This is a genomic window from Streptomyces sp. NPDC043812 (genome assembly GCF_056436245.1).
In genome coordinates this window covers 49,670-66,061 of sequence record NZ_JBWKCY010000021.1, presented here as the reverse complement: position 1 = coordinate 66,061, position 16,392 = coordinate 49,670, and the positions used below count along the sequence as shown (strand labels likewise).

Annotated in this window: 14 protein-coding genes; 10 read left to right on the top strand and 4 right to left on the bottom strand. The window is 71.2% G+C overall.

The window, feature by feature from the left end:
* Positions 1-109: 109 nt before the first annotated feature.
* Complete coding sequence (locus AC067Z_RS27930; protein ID WP_478792384.1) at positions 110-1,450, top strand: hemolysin family protein; 1,341 nt, start codon at positions 110-112, stop codon at positions 1,448-1,450.
* Positions 1,447-2,535 (top strand): hemolysin family protein, encoded by a 1,089-nt coding sequence (locus AC067Z_RS27925; RefSeq protein WP_478792383.1) that lies wholly within the window; start codon positions 1,447-1,449, stop codon positions 2,533-2,535. Before AC067Z_RS27930 ends, AC067Z_RS27925 begins: the two co-directional genes overlap by 4 nt.
* Positions 2,536-2,729: 194 nt before the next feature.
* Here the strand turns inward: AC067Z_RS27925 and AC067Z_RS27920 are convergent, their stop codons facing one another.
* On the bottom strand, positions 2,730-4,631 hold the full coding sequence (locus AC067Z_RS27920) for an AAA family ATPase (RefSeq protein WP_478792382.1): 1,902 nt from the start codon (positions 4,629-4,631) through the stop codon (positions 2,730-2,732).
* 370 nt (positions 4,632-5,001) lie between these two features.
* Positions 5,002-5,646 carry a uridine kinase family protein gene (locus AC067Z_RS27915; RefSeq protein ID WP_478792381.1) on the bottom strand — a complete coding sequence of 215 codons (645 nt, stop codon included), beginning with the start codon at positions 5,644-5,646 and terminating at the stop codon, positions 5,002-5,004.
* A gap of 165 nt (positions 5,647-5,811) precedes the next feature.
* Between AC067Z_RS27915 and AC067Z_RS27910 the strand changes: the two genes are divergently transcribed.
* The 3 genes from AC067Z_RS27910 to AC067Z_RS27900 all read left to right on the top strand — a co-directional run bounded on the left by AC067Z_RS27910 (position 5,812) and on the right by AC067Z_RS27900 (position 8,210).
* Positions 5,812-7,191: a peptidase C39 family protein gene (locus AC067Z_RS27910; protein ID WP_478792380.1), complete on the top strand. Its 1,380-nt coding sequence runs from the start codon at positions 5,812-5,814 to the stop codon at positions 7,189-7,191.
* A gap of 115 nt (positions 7,192-7,306) precedes the next feature.
* A complete protein-coding gene (locus AC067Z_RS27905) occupies positions 7,307-7,462 on the top strand; it encodes an SCO1431 family membrane protein (RefSeq protein WP_478792379.1) in 156 nt (51 codons plus the stop codon).
* Between the two features lie 103 nt (positions 7,463-7,565).
* A complete protein-coding gene (locus AC067Z_RS27900) occupies positions 7,566-8,210 on the top strand; it encodes a TetR/AcrR family transcriptional regulator (protein ID WP_478792378.1) in 645 nt (214 codons plus the stop codon).
* An 86-nt stretch (positions 8,211-8,296) separates the two neighbouring features.
* Here AC067Z_RS27900 and AC067Z_RS27895 read toward each other — a convergent pair whose 3' ends face one another.
* Positions 8,297-9,559: a glycoside hydrolase family 18 protein gene (locus tag AC067Z_RS27895; protein ID WP_478792377.1), complete on the bottom strand. Its 1,263-nt coding sequence runs from the start codon at positions 9,557-9,559 to the stop codon at positions 8,297-8,299.
* 357 nt (positions 9,560-9,916) lie between these two features.
* Here AC067Z_RS27895 and AC067Z_RS27890 point away from each other — a divergent pair, with 357 nt between their 5' ends.
* Positions 9,917-11,089: an acyl-CoA dehydrogenase family protein gene (locus AC067Z_RS27890; protein WP_478792376.1), complete on the top strand. Its 1,173-nt coding sequence runs from the start codon at positions 9,917-9,919 to the stop codon at positions 11,087-11,089.
* Positions 11,090-11,491: 402 nt separating this feature from the next.
* On the opposite strand, the gene AC067Z_RS27885 is transcribed toward AC067Z_RS27890, so the two are convergent.
* Positions 11,492-11,896 carry a hypothetical protein gene (locus AC067Z_RS27885; protein ID WP_478792375.1) on the bottom strand — a complete coding sequence of 135 codons (405 nt, stop codon included), beginning with the start codon at positions 11,894-11,896 and terminating at the stop codon, positions 11,492-11,494.
* 204 nt (positions 11,897-12,100) lie between these two features.
* Here AC067Z_RS27885 and AC067Z_RS27880 point away from each other — a divergent pair, with 204 nt between their 5' ends.
* The 4 genes from AC067Z_RS27880 (at position 12,101) to fxsA (ending at position 16,148) form a co-directional block, all read left to right on the top strand.
* Positions 12,101-12,541 carry an Lrp/AsnC family transcriptional regulator gene (locus AC067Z_RS27880; RefSeq protein ID WP_478792374.1) on the top strand — a complete coding sequence of 147 codons (441 nt, stop codon included), beginning with the start codon at positions 12,101-12,103 and terminating at the stop codon, positions 12,539-12,541.
* 10 nt (positions 12,542-12,551) lie between these two features.
* Positions 12,552-14,177, top strand: coding sequence for an amidohydrolase (locus AC067Z_RS27875; RefSeq protein ID WP_478792373.1), 1,626 nt, complete (start codon positions 12,552-12,554; stop codon positions 14,175-14,177).
* A gap of 548 nt (positions 14,178-14,725) precedes the next feature.
* Positions 14,726-15,523, top strand: a complete 798-nt coding sequence (locus AC067Z_RS27870) for a polyprenol monophosphomannose synthase (protein WP_478792372.1) — start codon at positions 14,726-14,728, stop codon at positions 15,521-15,523.
* Between the two features lie 46 nt (positions 15,524-15,569).
* Entirely contained in the window at positions 15,570-16,148 is a 579-nt protein-coding gene (gene fxsA / locus AC067Z_RS27865; RefSeq protein WP_478792371.1) for an FxsA family membrane protein, read from the top strand.
* Positions 16,149-16,392 lie beyond the last annotated feature (244 nt).

Sequence of the window (16,392 nt, the reverse complement as noted above, 5' to 3'; positions counted from 1 at the left end):
CTCCGGCCGCACGGCCGCGGGGATTCCTTCGACCCGAGGAGTGACTCCCTCCGGCAATGGACGGATCGTCCGGTAGTACCTGCGCCGCCCCCTCACAGGAGGCGGCGGCATGATCATCCCGCTTCTGCTGCTCGCCGCGGCATTTCTCCTCATCCTCGCCAACGGATTCTTCGTGGCGGCCGAGTTCGGCCTCGTCACGGTGGAACGGGCCGAGGCCGAACGGGCCGCCGCCGAAGGCGACCGGCGCGCCCGCCGTGTCGTCGGCGCCCTGCGCGAGCTGTCGTTCCAGCTGTCCGGCACCCAGCTCGGCATCACCATCACCTCCCTCGTCGTCGGCATGCTCGCCGAACCGGCGCTCGCCCAGCTTCTCGACGGGCCGCTGACGGCGACCGGACTGCCCGACGGCGCGGTTCCCGGCGTCGCCGTCGTGATCGGCATGCTGCTCGCCTCCGCGGTGCAGATGGTGATCGGCGAACTCGTTCCCAAGAACTGGGCGGTCTCACGGCCGTTGCAGGTCGCCCGCTTCGTCGCGGGGCCGCAGACCCTGTTCTCCGCCGTCCTGCGCCCCGTCATCACCCTGCTCAACGCCGCCGCCAACCGTCTCGTACGGCTCCTCGGCGTCGAGCCCGCCGAGGAGCTGGCGTCCGCCCGGACCCCCGGTGAGCTGGTGTCGCTCGCTCGGCACTCGGCGCAGGCGGGTGCGCTGGAACAGGACACGGCCGACCTGTTCGTACGGACCCTGTCCCTCGGACACCTCACGGCACAGCACGTGATGACACCGCGTGTGAAGGTGAGCGCCCTGCAGTCGGACGCCACCGCAGCCGATGTCCTCAACCTCACCCGCGCCACGGGCCTTTCCCGCTTTCCCGTCTACCGGGACCGCATCGACGAGATCGTCGGCATGGTGCATCTGAAGGACGCACTCGCCGTCAGAGCGATCGAGCGGCAGCGGGTCCATGTGGCCCGCATCGCCGTCGCGCCGCTGCTCGTACCGGAGACCCTGCCGGTGCAGCAGCTGCTCGAACGCCTGCGCAGCGAGCAGCCCATGGCCGTCGTCGTCGACGAGTACGGCGGCACGGCCGGCGTGGTGACGCTGGAGGACATCGTCGAGGAACTCGTCGGCGAGGTCCGTGACGAGCACGACGCCGAGGCCGACGCCCGTCCGGAGCTCGCCCCCGTCGCCCCCGAGGACGGCAGGCCCGCCTGGGACGCGGACGGCAGCTGCCGTGTGCTGACCCTGCGCCGGATAGGCCTCGACGTGCCCGACGGCCCCTACGAGACCGTCGCCGGCCTCGTCGCCGATCTGCTGGGCCGTATCCCCGCCCCCGGCGACCGGGCCGACCTGCCGGGTTGGCGGCTCTCCGTGCGCCAGGTGGACCGTTACCGGGCCGAGCGGGTGCGCCTGGTGCGCACCGCCGACGTCGCGGCCATGTCGGAGGCCGCCCGATGAGCGTCCTCCAACTGCTGTTCGCCCTGCTGCTGGTGCTGGCGAACGGCTTCTTCGTCGGAGCCGAGTTCGCACTCGTCTCCGTACGCCGCAGCCAGATCGAACCGCTTGCCGCCGAGGGTTCCTCGCGGGCCCGCCGGGTCATGCACGGGCTGGAGAACCTGCCGCAGATGATGGCCGCTGCGCAGTTCGGCATCACCATCTGCTCACTCACGCTCGGAGCCGTCGCGGAACCGACCGTGGCCCATCTGCTGGAGCCCGTCTTCCACGCGGCCCGCGTGCCCGAGGGTCTCGTCCACCCCCTCGGCTACCTCATCGCGCTGGCCGTTGTCGTCTTCCTGCACCTCGTCATCGGCGAGATGCTGCCGAAGAACCTGGCGATGGCCGCGCCCGAGAAGACCGCGCTGTGGCTCAGCCCCGGCCTGGTCGGCTTCGCACGGCTCTGCCGGCCGGTGACCCGGGGGCTCGGCGCCTGCGCCACCCTCGTGCTCAGGGCCTTCCACGTCGAGCCGAAGGACGAGGTGGAGGCGGTCTTCACCAGCGTCCAGCTCGGCCGGCTGGTGGAGGACGCCGGGCAGGCGGGGCTGCTGGAGCCCGCCGAGCAGGAACGGCTGGAGGACGCCCTGGAGCTGGGCAGCCGACCCGTCAGCGAAGTGATGATCGCCCGGTCGGCTCTCGTGACGGTGCCCCCGTCGGTCACTCCCCGGCACGTGGAGGAACTGACGGTCCGCACGGGCTACTCCCGGTTCCCCGTGTGCGCGGACGGCCCGGGACCGTTCATGGGCTATCTGCATGTCAAGGACGTCCTGGACCTGGAGGACGACGAACGGGCGGTACCGCAGCACATCTGGCGGCCCATGGCGACGCTGCGCGCCGAACTCCCGCTCGACGACGCCCTCACCGTGATGCGCCGTGCGGCGACGCACCTCGCGCAGGTCGCCGACGCGTCGGGGCGGGTGCTGGGCCTGGTCGCGCTGGAGGACGTGCTGGAGATGCTGGTGGGCGAGGTCCGCGACCCGGCCCATCGGATCACCGTGCCGCGGTCCCAGAGGAAGGCGACGGCCGCCGACACGGCCCTGGCGAGCTAGGGCCTCTCGTTTGGATCTTGCCGGCCTCGCGTGCCCTGGTACGCACGCTCGCTGCGTTGTCGTCGGTCGGCATGGCTCCGCCATGCCTCCCTCCTCCGCCTTGCGATCGCACGCACCAGGCCCCGCTCACTGATCCGGCCTGATCCAAACGAAAGACCCTAGGCCCGGACAGGGCCGAGGCGGTATCCACCCCATCACCCGAGGGGAGGTTCCTGCGGGTCACGGCCGACCGGGCCGCGACCCGACAGGACCTCCCCGTACGCCTGCATCAGATCGGGCAGCCGTAGCGTCGACAGGTCCTCGCGGCCCGGCGTACCCGGGTACATCGACAGCCGCAGATCCCGGTACGCGCAGCTCTTCTCGTACAGGGTGCGCAGGAAGCGGCCGTTGCCCAGTTCGTCGATCCACCCCTGGTCGACGACGTGCCCGCTGATCGAACGGAGCTCGTCGCGTGCCTCCTCGTCCCACGCGTCGCCGTTCTCGGCGGCCAGCACGCCGCCGATCGCGGTCAGTTCGAGCGGGCGGTAGGAGGGGAAGTCGACACGCGTGGTGAACCGCGACGAGAGCCCCGGGTTGGTGGCGAGAAGTCGGTCCATCCCTTCCGGGTAGCCCGCGAGGATCACGACGAGGTGGTCACGGTTGTCCTCGGCACGCTTCAGCAGCACCTGCAGGGCCTCGTCGCCGTATGCGTCGCCCTTGCTGTAGCCGGAGTTGGAGAGGCTGTACGCCTCGTCGACGAAGAGCACCCCGCCCAGCGCCGAGTCGATCAGCTCATTGGCCTTCACCGCGGTCTGGCCGAGGAACTCGCCCACCAGATCCGCCCGCTGCGCCTCCACGAGATGGTCGCCGCCCAGCAGACCGAGCGCGTAGAAGACGCGGCCGAGGATGCGGGCCACCGTGGTCTTGCCGGTGCCGGAAGGGCCGGAGAAGACGAAATGCCGCTTGGGCGGCTGGACGGGCAGCCCTTGACCTGCCCGCAGCCGGGCCATTTCCAGCTGTGCCGACAACGCCTTGACCTGCCGCTTCACCGGCTCCAGACCCACCATGCGCTCCAGCTCCGCCAGAGCCTGGGCGAGCAGCACGGGATCGCTGGGACCCGCGGGGAACTGTGGGGGAGTGGCCTGCCGCGGCATGGCGGTCCGGTGCAGTAAGCCTTCGGCCGGCACGGCCGGAACGGCGCCGGGCAGCTGACCGGAGGGGTCGCCGCCGAGGCGTTCGGTCGCCACGGGTCCGTCACCGTCGGACTGGGTGTCCGCCGCGTCCGCTCCGTAGCCGGCGAGCGAAACGGCGGCCAGGCCGGCCGACTCGTCGTAGGCGTCGACACCGTCGATGCCGTCGTAGTCCGCGATCGCCGCGAGCCGGGCCGAAGTGTCCATGAACGCCGGGTCGATCCGCTGCACCGCGCGGTACAGCGGCAGTGCGGCCGCGCTCCGTCCCGTGCCCTCGTGCGCCCGCGCCAGCCAGTACCGCAGCTCCTTGCGCTGAGGCTGCTCGCTGCGGCACCGCATCAGGGCGGCGGACAGCATCGGTTCCGCCTGTCCGAACATCTCCATGCGCACGCGGGCCATCCCGCCGAACAGGCCGGCCTCGATGCCCAGCATCGGATCGTCGACCAGCGGCTCGGTGTGGCGCACGAGCTGCTCCCAGTCCTTGACCAGATAGGCCCGGCACGCGTGCAGGAAGCGCACATGGGGATCGGTGTCGACCGGCGGCAGCCCGGCGAGTGCCCGGTCGAGCTCGGCCACATGGCGGCCGTCGAGCCAGTGGGAGGCGTGCGCCAGCAGCAGATCGCGGGGGCTCTCGAGCAGTGGCTGGACCCACCAGCCCAGCCAGTACCAGGAGTTGAGCGTGCGGCGGTGACGGGCGCGCTGCTCGCCGAAGCGCTCGCGGTTGCGGTACATCCGCAGCAGAGCGGTGGTGGTGTCGACGCGCAGCGCGTGCAGTCCCAGCCAGGCGTCGGCCATCCCGGGGTCGAGCCGCACGGCGGCGCGGAACTCCTCCTCCGCCTGCGGATAGGCACCCATCGTGCAGGCGTCCACGCCACGCAACCAGGCGAGCTCGGCCGGAGTCCGTGCGCCCTGCGTGCCGTCGTCCATAGGGTCCCCCACACTCCCCCCACAAACCGTGCACCAGTGTTGTCGCGCATGGGGGGCGCCCACCGGCAGCGTACGCAACGACCATGCCGCGGACGGGAATTGAGCCCACCGGGGTGCATCGTACCTGCGCACGGGGGCTGCGCTAAGAGCGCCTTGGCGGCCCGGCAGCGGTGACCCAGGGTGATCTGCTGTGTCCGAATAGTGCCGGAACGGGCGAGAGGGAGGGCAGAACGAAGCCCCCGATCACGGGGGAACAACCGGGGGCTTCGCATCTGCGGGCGGCTCCGGAAAGCCGCACATTGAACGTAAGACCTGTAAGGCTCGTCGGTCAAGCAGAGTTGAGGCACTCTTGAGTCGCAATTCCGACTGTTCAGTATGGCGGAGGCGACTGATCACCGTCCGTAATGGCAGGGTGCAAACGTGCCGCCCCACCAGGCAACGGCAGCCACTCGTATCCCTCCCGGCACTCCCGCACCAGGGCGTCGGCGTGCGGACGGGACGGGTCCGTGGAGAAATGGCGTGACTCCGCCGCCGTCCAGCCGTCCCAGAACGCGGTCAGGGACGCTCCGTCCCGCTGCCTGCCGCGTGACCAGGAGTCCTCCGCGCCCCGGTCCATCCACAGCACGGCGGCCAGATGGGGGCGCAGCGCCCGCCTGCCGGCGCCGACACCCTCGATGAGCACGACGGGTGCCACGGGCAGGGGGCGCGGTTCGAGAAAGCGCCGCAGATTCCAGTCGTATGGGTGATAGAGCGCCGTCCGGCCCTGCGACAGCGGATCGATCACCTCGTCGAGCATCCGGCCCGTCCACGCGAAAAGCTCCTCGTGCGAGGCCAGATCGTCCAGATGCAGCACCGGTACGCTCTCGCCCCCGTCCTCACCGACGGCTGCCGCGAGATGCGCCGTGAACGTGCTCTTGCCCGAACCGGCGTGACCGTCCACCGCGATGAGCCGCGCCGGACCGCAGGAAGGGGGCAGCGCGCGCAGGGCGGCGGCGAGCGGGGCGAGGTCGTTCATGGGGGCAAGCGTAGGTCGAAGCCGCTGCCGGATCCGGCGACCCTGCAGGTCACTCCAGTGGACCAGACCAATATTGGTCGGCCGACGCGGCTCCGGAAGCTGGCAGAATGCTGTCCGCAGCCGGGATAGTTGCCCCCACTGTTGCGCATACGACTTGGGGGTCCCATGGCCAGACCTACTTCGCGCAGAACCGTTCTCGGCGCCGCTGTCGCGGCGGCCGCGAGTGCCGGAGCCCTGTCCTCCGCGACCGCTCCGGCGGCGGCGGACCCCGCGGCCGCGGCGGGATCCGCCGCCGACCGGGCCGCCGCCCCGCCCCGGCAGATCGACAACCACTTCTGGTCCACCCACACCGACTGGCGCCGCGGCGAGCTGGCCGGTACCGAGGCGGTGGCGGGCCGGCGACCGGGCGTGGTGATCGCGAGGCCCGTCGGCACGCTCGATTACACCGACCCGCACACCGGGCGCACGGCGAGCTGGGAGTACGCGACCTGGACCTCGCCGGTGCACCGCTCCACGGTGCCGGCCACCGAGGTGATCGCCTCCTGGAACGCGAACACCCCGGCCGGCACGTGGCTGCAGGTCGAGCTGCGCGGCACGTACTCCGACGGCAAGGACACGCCGTGGTTCGTCATGGGGCGCTGGGCGGCGGGTGACGCCGACATCCGGCGCGCCTCGGTGGACGACCAGAGCGACGGCAAGGCGAGCATCTGGACCGACACCTTCTCCGTAGACGACGCCGCGAGCGGTCTGCGGCTCACGTCGTACCGACTGCGGCTCACCCTGTACCGCAAGCCCGGTACCCGGCTCACGCCGACCGTCTGGCGGCTCGGCGCGATGGCGTCCGACATCCCGGACCGCTTCGAGGTCCCGGCCTCGCGGCCGGGCCTCGCCCGTGAGCTCGTGGTGCCGCGCTACTCGCAGAACACGCATGTGGGCCAGTACCCCGAGTACGACAACGGCGGCGAGGCCTGGTGCAGCCCCACGTCCTCGCAGATGATCATCGAGTACTGGGGGCGGAGGCCCGGCGCCGCGGACCTCGCATGGGTCGATCCGGACTTCGAGGACCCGCAGGTCTGCCACGCGGCCCGCTCCACCTACGACCACCAGTACGAGGGCTGCGGGAACTGGCCGTTCAATGCCGCGTACGCAGCCGGCTATCGCGACATGAGTGCCGTGGTCACACGGCTCTCGTCCCTCACCGACCTCGAGACACTGATCCGGGCCGGTGTCCCCGCCATAACGTCGCAGTCGTTCCTGAAGGAGGAACTGACCGGGGCGGGGTACGGGACCTCGGGGCACCTGATGACCGTCATCGGCTTCACCGCGGACGGTGATGTGATCGCCAACGACCCGGCTTCGCCGAGCAACGCGGCGGTCCGGCGCGTGTACCAGCGCGCCGAGTGGGAGAAGATCTGGCTGCGCACCAAGCGCTACAACGCGACCGGCAAGGTGGTCTCGGGCACAGGCGGCGTCTGCTACCTGTACTGGCCGGCCCACCCCACGCCCGCCCAGCGCCGGGCCCTGGCGGCGGTCGGGATCCACTGAAGCGGCCGACCGGCCGCGGGGCAGTGACGAACGTCTCTACCCCGCGGCCCGGTATCGCTGGCACTGTGGTGAGCACCGGGGGACGACCATCTGCTGCCGACCGAACGAGATCACCATGACTTCGACCGCCGCCGCGGCCACCGCCGACCGGGCCCGCCCGGCCACCCGCACCGGGGGCCCGGACGACGAGTCCTCCGTCCTGGAGCACATCCTCGGCTGGACCCTCGTCGTCGTTCTCTCCATGCTGATCACCCAGCTCGGGCTTCTGTAGAGCACCTGTCAGGGCCCGGTCCCCCTGCCGACAGGCTCTGACATACTGCGTCACTCCTGAACGACCCTGTGGCATCGAAAATCCTCGGAGACCAGGGATCATCGTGAGCAGCAGTCAAGAGCACGGCGGGTCCGGGCGCTCGCAGCAGCGACGCTCCGAACTCATCGCCACCGGCCGGAAGTTGTTCGCCGACACCTCGTACGACGCCTTGTCCGTCGACGACATCGCCCGGCACGCAGGCATCGCCAAAGGGCTCATCTACTACTACTTCAAGAGCAAACGCGGCTACTACCTCGCCGTCATCGAGGACTCGGTGACGGAGCTGGTCTCCCGCGCATCGGGGGACCGCGACCTGCCGCGCACGGAGCGCGTGCAGCGGACCGTGGACGGCTATCTGCACTACGCCCAGACCCATCAGGGCGCCTTTCGCACCATCGTGACCGGCGGCGTCGGCTGCGACACCCAGGTGCAGTCCATCCGCGACGCGGTCCGCGACGAGCTGATCGCCACGATCGCCGAAGGCGCGTACGGGCGGCGCGAGATCCCCGATCTGGCCAGACTTGCGCTGCTGGGCTGGCTGAGCAGCGTCGAGCAGGTCACGCTCGACTGGCTGACGGATCAGGAGCCTGCGCGCGAGACGGTGTGCGCGCTGCTGGTGCGACTGCTGCGCGCGACGCTGCACACGATCGCCGAGTTCGAACCGAGCTGCCCGGAACCGTCGTCCGCCCGCGAACCGGTACCGGTCTGAACCGGGCGGAGACAGGCACCGGGGCGGGCGGCCGACCGGCCGCCCGCCCCAGCACATTTTCGCGGGTTCCCAGGCCCGGACGGGGCCTAGTTGATTGCCTTGATCAGCTCACCGTTCGCGGTGTCGCCGCTGAGCTCCCAGAAGAACGTGCCGCCGAGGCCCTCCTGGTTCTTGTAGTTCATCTTTCCTGCGATCGTCGCCGGGGTGTCGTAGCTCCACCACTGGTTGCCGCAGTGCGCGTACGCCGTCCCTGCCACGGTCCCGTTCGCCGGGCACTTCGCCTTGAGCTCCTTGTAGTCGTCGATGCCCTGCTCGTACTTGCCCGGAGCCGGTCCGGTCGCCGTGCCGCCCGGCTCCTTCTGCGTCACACCCGTCCAGCCGCGCCCGTAGAAGCCGATGCCGAGCAGCAGCTTGTCGGACGGGATGCCCAGGCCCTTGAGCTTCTTGATCGCGGCATCGGAGTGGAAGCCCTCCTGCGGTATGCCCTGGTAGGACGTGAGCGGTGAGTGCGGGGCGGTGGGGCCCTGGGCGGCCCAGGCGCCGAAGAAGTCGTACGTCATCGGGTTGTACCAGTCGACGTACTGGGCGGCGCCGGCGTAGTCGGCGGCGTCGATCTTGCCGCCGTCGGTGGCGTCGGCCGTGATGGCCGCGGTGACCAGGTTGCTCGTGCCGAACTTGGCACGCAGGGCCGACATCACGTTCTTGAACGAGTCACGGCCGCTGGTGTCGCAGCTCAGTCCGCAGGCGTTGGGGTACTCCCAGTCGATGTCGATGCCGTCGAAGACATCTGCCCAGCGCGGGTCCTCGACCAGGTCGTAGCAGGACTGGGCGAAGGCGGCCGGGTTCGCCGCGGCCTGGCCGAAGCCACCGGACCAGGTCCAGCCGCCGAACGACCACAGCACCTTGAGGTCGGGGTGCAGCTTCTTCAGCTTGCGCAGCTGGTTGAAGCTGCCGCGCAGCGGCTGGTCCCAGGTGTCGGCGACGCCGTCGACGCTCTGGTCGGCGGTGTAGCTCTTCTCGTAGTCCGCGAACGCGTCGCCGACGGCGCACTTGCCTCCGGTGACATTGCCGAACGCGTAGTTGATGTGCGTGAGCTTGCCGGCGGAGCCGGACGTCTCGATGTTCTTGACGTGGTAATTGCGGTCGTAGACGCCCCATTCGGTGAAGTAGCCGATCACCTTGTTGCCTGCGGCGGTGGGGGCGGCCGCGGTCTTCGCCGTGGGGCCGGCGTCGTCGGAGGCCCCGGCAGCGGAGCCGATGCCGGTGAGCAGGGTCGCGCCGAGCGCGGCGGTACAGGCCGCTGCGACGAGCGCCCCGAGGCGGGCGCGGGGACGGAAGGGTGCGAGCATTCGGATCTCCTCGTGGGGAGGGAGAGCGAGTGGGGGGAGCGCGTCGACCGTCGATCGATGGGTTGGCATGAACGCGATCACGCGTTTGCCGGAAAACGGTAGAAGGACTAGACCAGTTGGTCAATGGTTCGGACCAAGTTCCACGAACTCCCGGCACCCTCCCGCGGTCCCTCCGGGCGCTCCGGGGCACCCCGTGACGGAAACCCGCCGATCGGGCATACTCAACGCGCCACAGCCGCCAACCAGCCTCTTTCGTGATCCGGAAGGGCAGCATCGGCCTGGCAGTACAACCGGCGGCGCGCCCAACACCCTGCGCGCGCGACCGCCGCAGCGCCCGACAGGGAGGAGAGCGCCGTAATGCCCGACCGCGCCCCGCAGCCGGTGGACCGTGAGCTGCCCACCGAGGAGGCCAGGGATCTGATCGCCCTGGTCCGCGACATCGCCCAGCGGGAGATCGCTCCCCGCGCGGCCGAGGAGGAGGAGGCCGGGCACTTCCCGCGCGAGATCTTCTCCCTGCTCTCCGAGTCCGGGCTGCTCGGTCTGCCGTACGACTCCGCCTACGGCGGCGGCGACCAGCCCTACGAGGTCTACCTCCAGGTGCTCGAGGAGCTCGCCGCTGCCCGCCTCACCGTGGGCCTCGGTGTCAGCGTCCACTCGCTCGCCTGCCACGCCCTCGCCGGCTACGGCACCAAGGAGCAGCGCACCGAGCACCTGCCCGCCATGCTCGGCGGCGGTCTGCTCGGCGCCTACTGCCTCTCCGAGCCCGCGTCCGGGTCGGACGCCGCCTCGCTGCGCACGAAGGCCGTGCGGGACGGCGACGACTGGGTCATCAACGGCACGAAGGCATGGATCACGCACGGCGGCGTCGCCGACTTCTGCACCGTCCTCGCCCGTACGGGCGGCGAAGGCGCCCGCGGCATCACCGCTTTCCTGGTCCCGGGCGACGCGGCAGGCCTGGGCGCCGCGCTGCCGGAGAAGAAGATGGGCATGAAGGGATCGCCCACCGCCCAGCTGCACTTCGACGGCGTACGGATCCCCGACGCCCGCCGTATCGGCGACGAAGGGCAGGGCTTCGCCATCGCCCTGTCCGCACTGGACTCCGGACGCCTCGGCATCGCCGCATGTGCCGTCGGCGTCGCCCAGGCGGCGCTCGACAGCGCGGTCGAATACGCCACGGGACGCACGCAGTTCGGCCGCCCGATCGCCGACTTCCAGGGACTGCGCTTCATGCTCGCCGACATGGCGACCCGGATCGAGGCGGGGCGCGCGCTCTATCTCTCCGCCGCCCGGCTGCGCGACGCGGGACGCCCGTTCTCCCGGCAGGCTGCGATGGCGAAGCTGTTCTGCACCGATGCGGCGATGAGCGTCACCACGGACGCCGTCCAGGTACTCGGCGGCTACGGCTACACGCAGGACTTCCCGGTCGAGCGTTACATGCGCGAGGCCAAGGTGCTGCAGATCGTCGAGGGCACCAACCAGATCCAGCGCATGGTCATCGCCCGTCACCTGGCCGGGCCCGAGACGCGCTGACCCGCCCCTCCCACACCAGGGGCGCCGCGAGCCTGCTCCACTCGGGATCCCGGTGCCCCGGCAGGGTCCGCCCGCTGCTCGCCCACAGGCGGAGCATCTCGCGGTAGATGGGCGGATCGGCCGGATGGGGAACCGATTCTGCAACGACGGGCATGACGAGGCGCCGCCGACCTCGTGCGCTCGGAGCGTACGACGCGCTCGATGAGTACGACAGGTTCATGCCGGGCCAACGCCCGGCCCCCTGCGCGGGTTACCGCTGCGCGAATTCGCGCGCCAGTCCAAGGGCTACGCGCCCCGCCACTGCGCGCGATCATCGCGTGGACGTCCGGTGACCGAAGCTCCTGGGCGGGCACGTGCGCGGGCCGCGACCCTTCGCGGTCCGCGCCCGGCCAGGGAGTGAGGTCAGGCGGCCCGGCGCATCGGCGGGACCTTCAGCGGCCGCGAGCCCGGTCCGCCCACATGGGAGAAGGGCTGTGTGCGCCAGTCCAGACCCTGGGGGAGCGTCAACAGCAGGGCCGTGTCCTGCTCCTGCAGATCGAGGGACTCGTCGGCGGCATGTGCGTCACCGGCCGGCCGGCCCGTGCCCGCGCACACGGTCAGCCCGAAGGGGTTCCACGGGGTGGGGCACAGCGCATGCTCCGGCAGAACGTTCTCGTCCGCGAGGAGAGCGATCGGCTGGGCGCAGTCCGGGCAGATGACCCGGTACATCTCGAACGTGTCGTACGTGTCGAACTCGTTGCCGTCGGCCGGTTCGGCCGAATCGACGGGCTCCAGTTCGGTACGGCCGTCGTTCACAACGTTCTGCATGGAGAATCTCCCCCTCGGATGGGCCGACCAGGCGCTTGTGGCCTCGACCACAGCAAGCAATTCCCATCGCGCCGGGGAGGTAACCGTGGGGTCACGGCGGACCCTTGCCCAAACCTGTGGTGTTCGTCACATGCCCTCCGCAGGTGCCACTCCGCGCCTCCTCGGACTGTGCCGGAAGGTGCCCGGGGCAATAGGTTGATCCGCATGGAGGAGCTGGATCGTCAGATCGTGGATTTGCTCGTCAAGGACGGGCGGATGAGCTACACCGACCTGGGCAAGGCCACCGGCCTGTCCACCTCGGCGGTGCATCAGCGCGTCCGTCGCCTGGAGCAGCGGGGCGTCATCCGCGGCTATGCCGCCGTCGTCGACCCCGAAGCCGTGGGCCTGCCGCTCACTGCCTTCATCTCGGTGAAACCGTTCGACCCCAGCGCCCCCGACGACATCGCCGAGCGGCTCTCGGGTGTGCCCGAGATCGAGGCATGCCACAGCGTCGCCGGGGACGAGAACTACATCCTCAAGGCACGCGTCGCCACCCCGCTGGAGCTGGAGCACCTGCTCACCCGCATCCGCTCCCTGTCCGGCGTCTCCACCCGCACGACCGTCGTGCTGTCGACCCCGTACGAGGCCCGCCCGCCGCGTATCTAGTCTTGGTCCCATGACCGAGCGCACCGCCCCCCAGAGCGAACACCGCACCGTGCTGCTGCGCGGTGGAGAAGTCCACAGCCCCGCCGACCCCTTCGCCACCGCGATGGTCGTCGAGAAGGGTCATGTCGCCTGGGTCGGCTCCGAAGGCGCCGCCGACGCGTTCGCCTCCGGTGTCGACGAGGTCGTGGACCTCGAAGGCGCGCTGGTCACCCCCGCGTTCACCGACGCGCACATCCACACCACCGCGACCGGTCTCGCCCTCACCGGCCTCGACCTGTCCAGCGCCGCCTCCCTGGCCGAGGCGGCAGCGCTCGTGCGCCGGTACGCGGCCGATCGCCCCGGCGACCGCATCCTGATCGGACACGGCTGGGACGCCTCCCGCTGGCCCGAGGCGCGGGCGCCGCGCCGGGACGAACTCGACGAGCTGACCGGCGGCCGTCCTCTCTATCTGACCCGTATCGACGTCCACTCCGCCGTCGTCACCACCGCCCTGCTCGACCTCGTCCCGGGCATCGGCTCGCTGGCCGGCTTCCGGGACGGTGAACCACTGACCGGCGACGCCCACCACGCCGTACGCGCCGCCGCCTACGCCGCACTGTCGCCTCAGCAACGCAACGAGGCCCAGCGCGCCGCGCTTCGGCACGCCGCTTCGCTCGGCATCGGCACGGTCCACGAGTGCGGCGGCCCCGACATCTCCTCCGAGGACGACTTCACCGGCCTGCTGCGGCTGGCGCGGGAAGAGCCGGGGCCGCGCGTCGTCGGCTACTGGGCCGACCGTGACGTCGAGCGCGCCCTCGCCCTCGGCGCCCTGGGCGCCGCCGGCGACCTGTTCGCCGACGGTTCCCTCGGCTCCCACACCGCGTGCCTCCACGAGCCGTACGCAGACGCCGGTCACACCGGCAACGGCCACCTCGACGCCGCCGCGATCGCCTCCCATGTCGTGGCCTGCACCGAGGCCGGACTGCAGGCCGGGTTCCACGCCATCGGCGACGCGGCCCTCACGGCCGTCGTCGACGGTGTCCGGGCAGCGGCGGACAAGCTGGGCCTGGCCCGTGTCCGGGCCGCTCGCCACCGCGTCGAGCATGCCGAGATGCTCACGCCCGAAACGATCGCTGCCTTCGCGGAGTTCGGCCTCACGGCCTCCGTCCAGCCGGCCTTCGACGCGGCCTGGGGCGGCGAGACGGGCATGTACGCCCAGCGCCTCGGCGCCGAGCGCGCCCGCACCCTGAACCCGTACGCCGCGCTGCTGCGTGCCGGGGTACCGCTGGCGTTCGGCTCCGACAGCCCTGTGACCCCGCTCGACCCGTGGGGCACCGTCCGTGCCGCCGCCTTCCACCGCACCCCCGAGCACCGTGTGTCCGCCCGGGCCGCCTTCACCGCCCACACACGCGGCGGCTGGCGGGCCATCGGCCGGGACGACGCCGGTGTTCTGGTACCGGGAGCGCCGGCGGACTACGCGGTGTGGCGCACCGGCGAACTGGTCGTTCAGGCGCCCGACGACCGGGTGGCCCGCTGGTCCACCGACCCGCGCTCCGGTACCCCCGGCCTGCCGGACCTCACCCCCGGCAACGAGCTGCCGGTCTGCCTGCGAACGGTGGTCTTCGGCCACACCGTCTTCGCGGGACCGAACGGGTGACGTACGGACATTTCGTACCGCCGATCGATGCCTGCACCGCTCGGCCACGACCTGCGGATCTTCCCCTCTGACCTGGTGATTCGGCCGATTCTCGCTGGTCGCACGACTGTTGACAGCGAGCGCCCACCGGCCGGTAGGTTCGGCCGAGTCCACCACAGGACGTCCGACCGGCACCTACCACGCAGTCGTCGAACGCCGCTGGGTCATGGGGTGGTACGCCGCACCGGCGCACCACCACTGGGAGCCAGATTCAGCGCCCGCGCCTCGGGGGCAGAGGGAAGGTTCAGCCGGTCGGCAGGTGTGACCCGGGTGGGGCCCGGCGTTCAGTAGACAACGGCTCTCGGTCGACCCGCAGCCAGCGGGCCCCAGGTCGGCCCGAAGGACGCCGGGTCCGATTCGTCGTCCCTGCTCCCGCGGTACTTCGCCGACCGGCACGCCTCCTGCGCCGCTCCTCCGGCCCCTGCCCGCGCTGATCCAACCGCCACCGTTCGGCGTCCTCCGCTCGCTCGCTATGGTGGGGCTCTGCGTACGGACTTTAAGGGGCAGCAGTGAACGACGGTGGTGCGGTTCCCCATGGTGGATCCCAGGGGAGGCGGTACGGCCCGCTCGGCAAGGCCTTGGTAATCATCCCGACCTACAACGAGGCCGAGAACATCAAGTCGATCGTCTCGCGCGTGCGTGCCGCCGTCCCCGACGCGGACGTGCTCGTCGCCGACGACAACAGCCCCGACGGCACGGGAAAGTTCGCCGACGAGCTCGCTGCCACCGACGAACAGGTGCACGTCCTGCACCGCAAGGGCAAGGAAGGGCTCGGCGCCGCCTACCTCGCGGGCTTCGGCTGGGGCATCGAGCGCGACTACGGCGTGCTCGTCGAGATGGACGCCGACGGCTCCCACCAGCCCGAGGAGCTGCCCCGGCTGCTGACCGCCCTCAAGGGCGCCGATCTGGTGCTCGGCTCCCGGTGGGTCCCCGGTGGCCGTGTCGTCAACTGGCCCAAGCACCGGGAGTTCCTGTCCCGCGGCGGCAGTACCTACTCCCGTGTGCTCCTCGGTGTGCCCATCCGTGACATGACCGGCGGCTTCCGCGCCTTCCGCGCCGGGACGCTCGAAGGGCTGGGCCTCTCCGACGTCGCCTCGCAGGGCTACTGCTTCCAGGTCGACCTCGCCCGCCGGGCGATCGCCGCCGGCTTCCATGTCGTCGAGGTGCCGATCACCTTCGTCGAACGCGAGCTGGGCGACTCCAAGATGAACCGGGACATCGTCGTCGAGGCGCTGTGGCGGGTCACTGCGTGGGGCGTGGGCGGCCGGGCGAACCGACTGCTCGGCCGCAAGCCCCGAGCGTTCTGATCCACCCTTTACGCCGCTTCCTCGAACGCCCAGGCACACTGGTGGCATGACGACCGGTGCACCGAACCCGACCGCTCCCCGGCGCTCGCGCGCCCGCTCCTTCACGGCTCTCGGCACGGCCGCGTGGCTGGTCCTGGAGATCTGGCTGCTGATCGTCGTCGCGGACGCGGTCGGCGGTCCGGCCATGTTCGGGCTGCTCCTCGCCGGCGCGGTGCTCGGCGCCGTGGTGATGAAGCGCGCGGGGCGCCGGGCCTTCACGAACCTCACCGAAACGCTTCAGCAGCAGAGCGGTGCGACGGCGCCCCCCACAACCTCGGGCCGCAGTACGGGCAACGGCTTCCTCATGCTGGGCGGCCTGCTGCTGATGCTGCCGGGCCTGATCTCCGACGCGCTGGGCCTGCTGCTCCTGCTCCCGCCCGTGCGCACCCGACTAGGTCGGTACACGGAGCGCTCGCTGGAACGCCGGATGCGTGCCGCCGCGCCCGGAAGCCTGGGCGACGCCTTCCAGCAGGCACGGATGCACCGACCCGACGGCAAGGTGGTCCAGGGAGAGGTGATCCGCGACACTGCGCCAGGCGGGCCGGATCCGCGCGAGGACGGGCTTCGTCCGCCGCTGACCCCCTGACGGAGCCGCACCCCTCGCGTCCGCCGGGGCCGTGGGCCGCGGCGGACGCTACTGCCCACGGCACGGCGCACCTGCGCGGGACTCGGACATCAGCCCTGCGCGGGACTCGGACATCAGCAGAGACACAGCAGAGCCGCGGGGGGGGGGGGGGGGGGGGGGGGGGGGGGGGGGGGGGGGGGGGGGGGGGGGAGGGTGGGGGGGGGGGGGGGGCGGGGGGGGTGGGGGGGGGGGGGGGGGGGGGAGA

Bases quoted from the DNA above. Each gene is read 5' to 3' on its own strand.
- AC067Z_RS27930 (WP_478792384.1), top strand. From the start codon at position 110: ATGATCATCCCGCTTCTGCTGCTCGCCGCGGCATTTCTCCTCATCCTC.
- AC067Z_RS27925 (WP_478792383.1), top strand. From the start codon at position 1,447: ATGAGCGTCCTCCAACTGCTGTTCGCCCTGCTGCTGGTGCTGGCGAAC.
- AC067Z_RS27920 (WP_478792382.1), bottom strand. From the start codon at position 4,631: ATGGACGACGGCACGCAGGGCGCACGGACTCCGGCCGAGCTCGCCTGG.
- AC067Z_RS27915 (WP_478792381.1), bottom strand. From the start codon at position 5,646: ATGAACGACCTCGCCCCGCTCGCCGCCGCCCTGCGCGCGCTGCCCCCT.
- AC067Z_RS27910 (WP_478792380.1), top strand. From the start codon at position 5,812: ATGGCCAGACCTACTTCGCGCAGAACCGTTCTCGGCGCCGCTGTCGCG.
- AC067Z_RS27905 (WP_478792379.1), top strand. From the start codon at position 7,307: ATGACTTCGACCGCCGCCGCGGCCACCGCCGACCGGGCCCGCCCGGCC.
- AC067Z_RS27895 (WP_478792377.1), bottom strand. From the start codon at position 9,559: ATGCTCGCACCCTTCCGTCCCCGCGCCCGCCTCGGGGCGCTCGTCGCA.
- AC067Z_RS27890 (WP_478792376.1), top strand. From the start codon at position 9,917: ATGCCCGACCGCGCCCCGCAGCCGGTGGACCGTGAGCTGCCCACCGAG.
- AC067Z_RS27885 (WP_478792375.1), bottom strand. From the start codon at position 11,896: ATGCAGAACGTTGTGAACGACGGCCGTACCGAACTGGAGCCCGTCGAT.
- AC067Z_RS27880 (WP_478792374.1), top strand. From the start codon at position 12,101: ATGGAGGAGCTGGATCGTCAGATCGTGGATTTGCTCGTCAAGGACGGG.
- AC067Z_RS27875 (WP_478792373.1), top strand. From the start codon at position 12,552: ATGACCGAGCGCACCGCCCCCCAGAGCGAACACCGCACCGTGCTGCTG.
- fxsA (WP_478792371.1), top strand. From the start codon at position 15,570: ATGACGACCGGTGCACCGAACCCGACCGCTCCCCGGCGCTCGCGCGCC.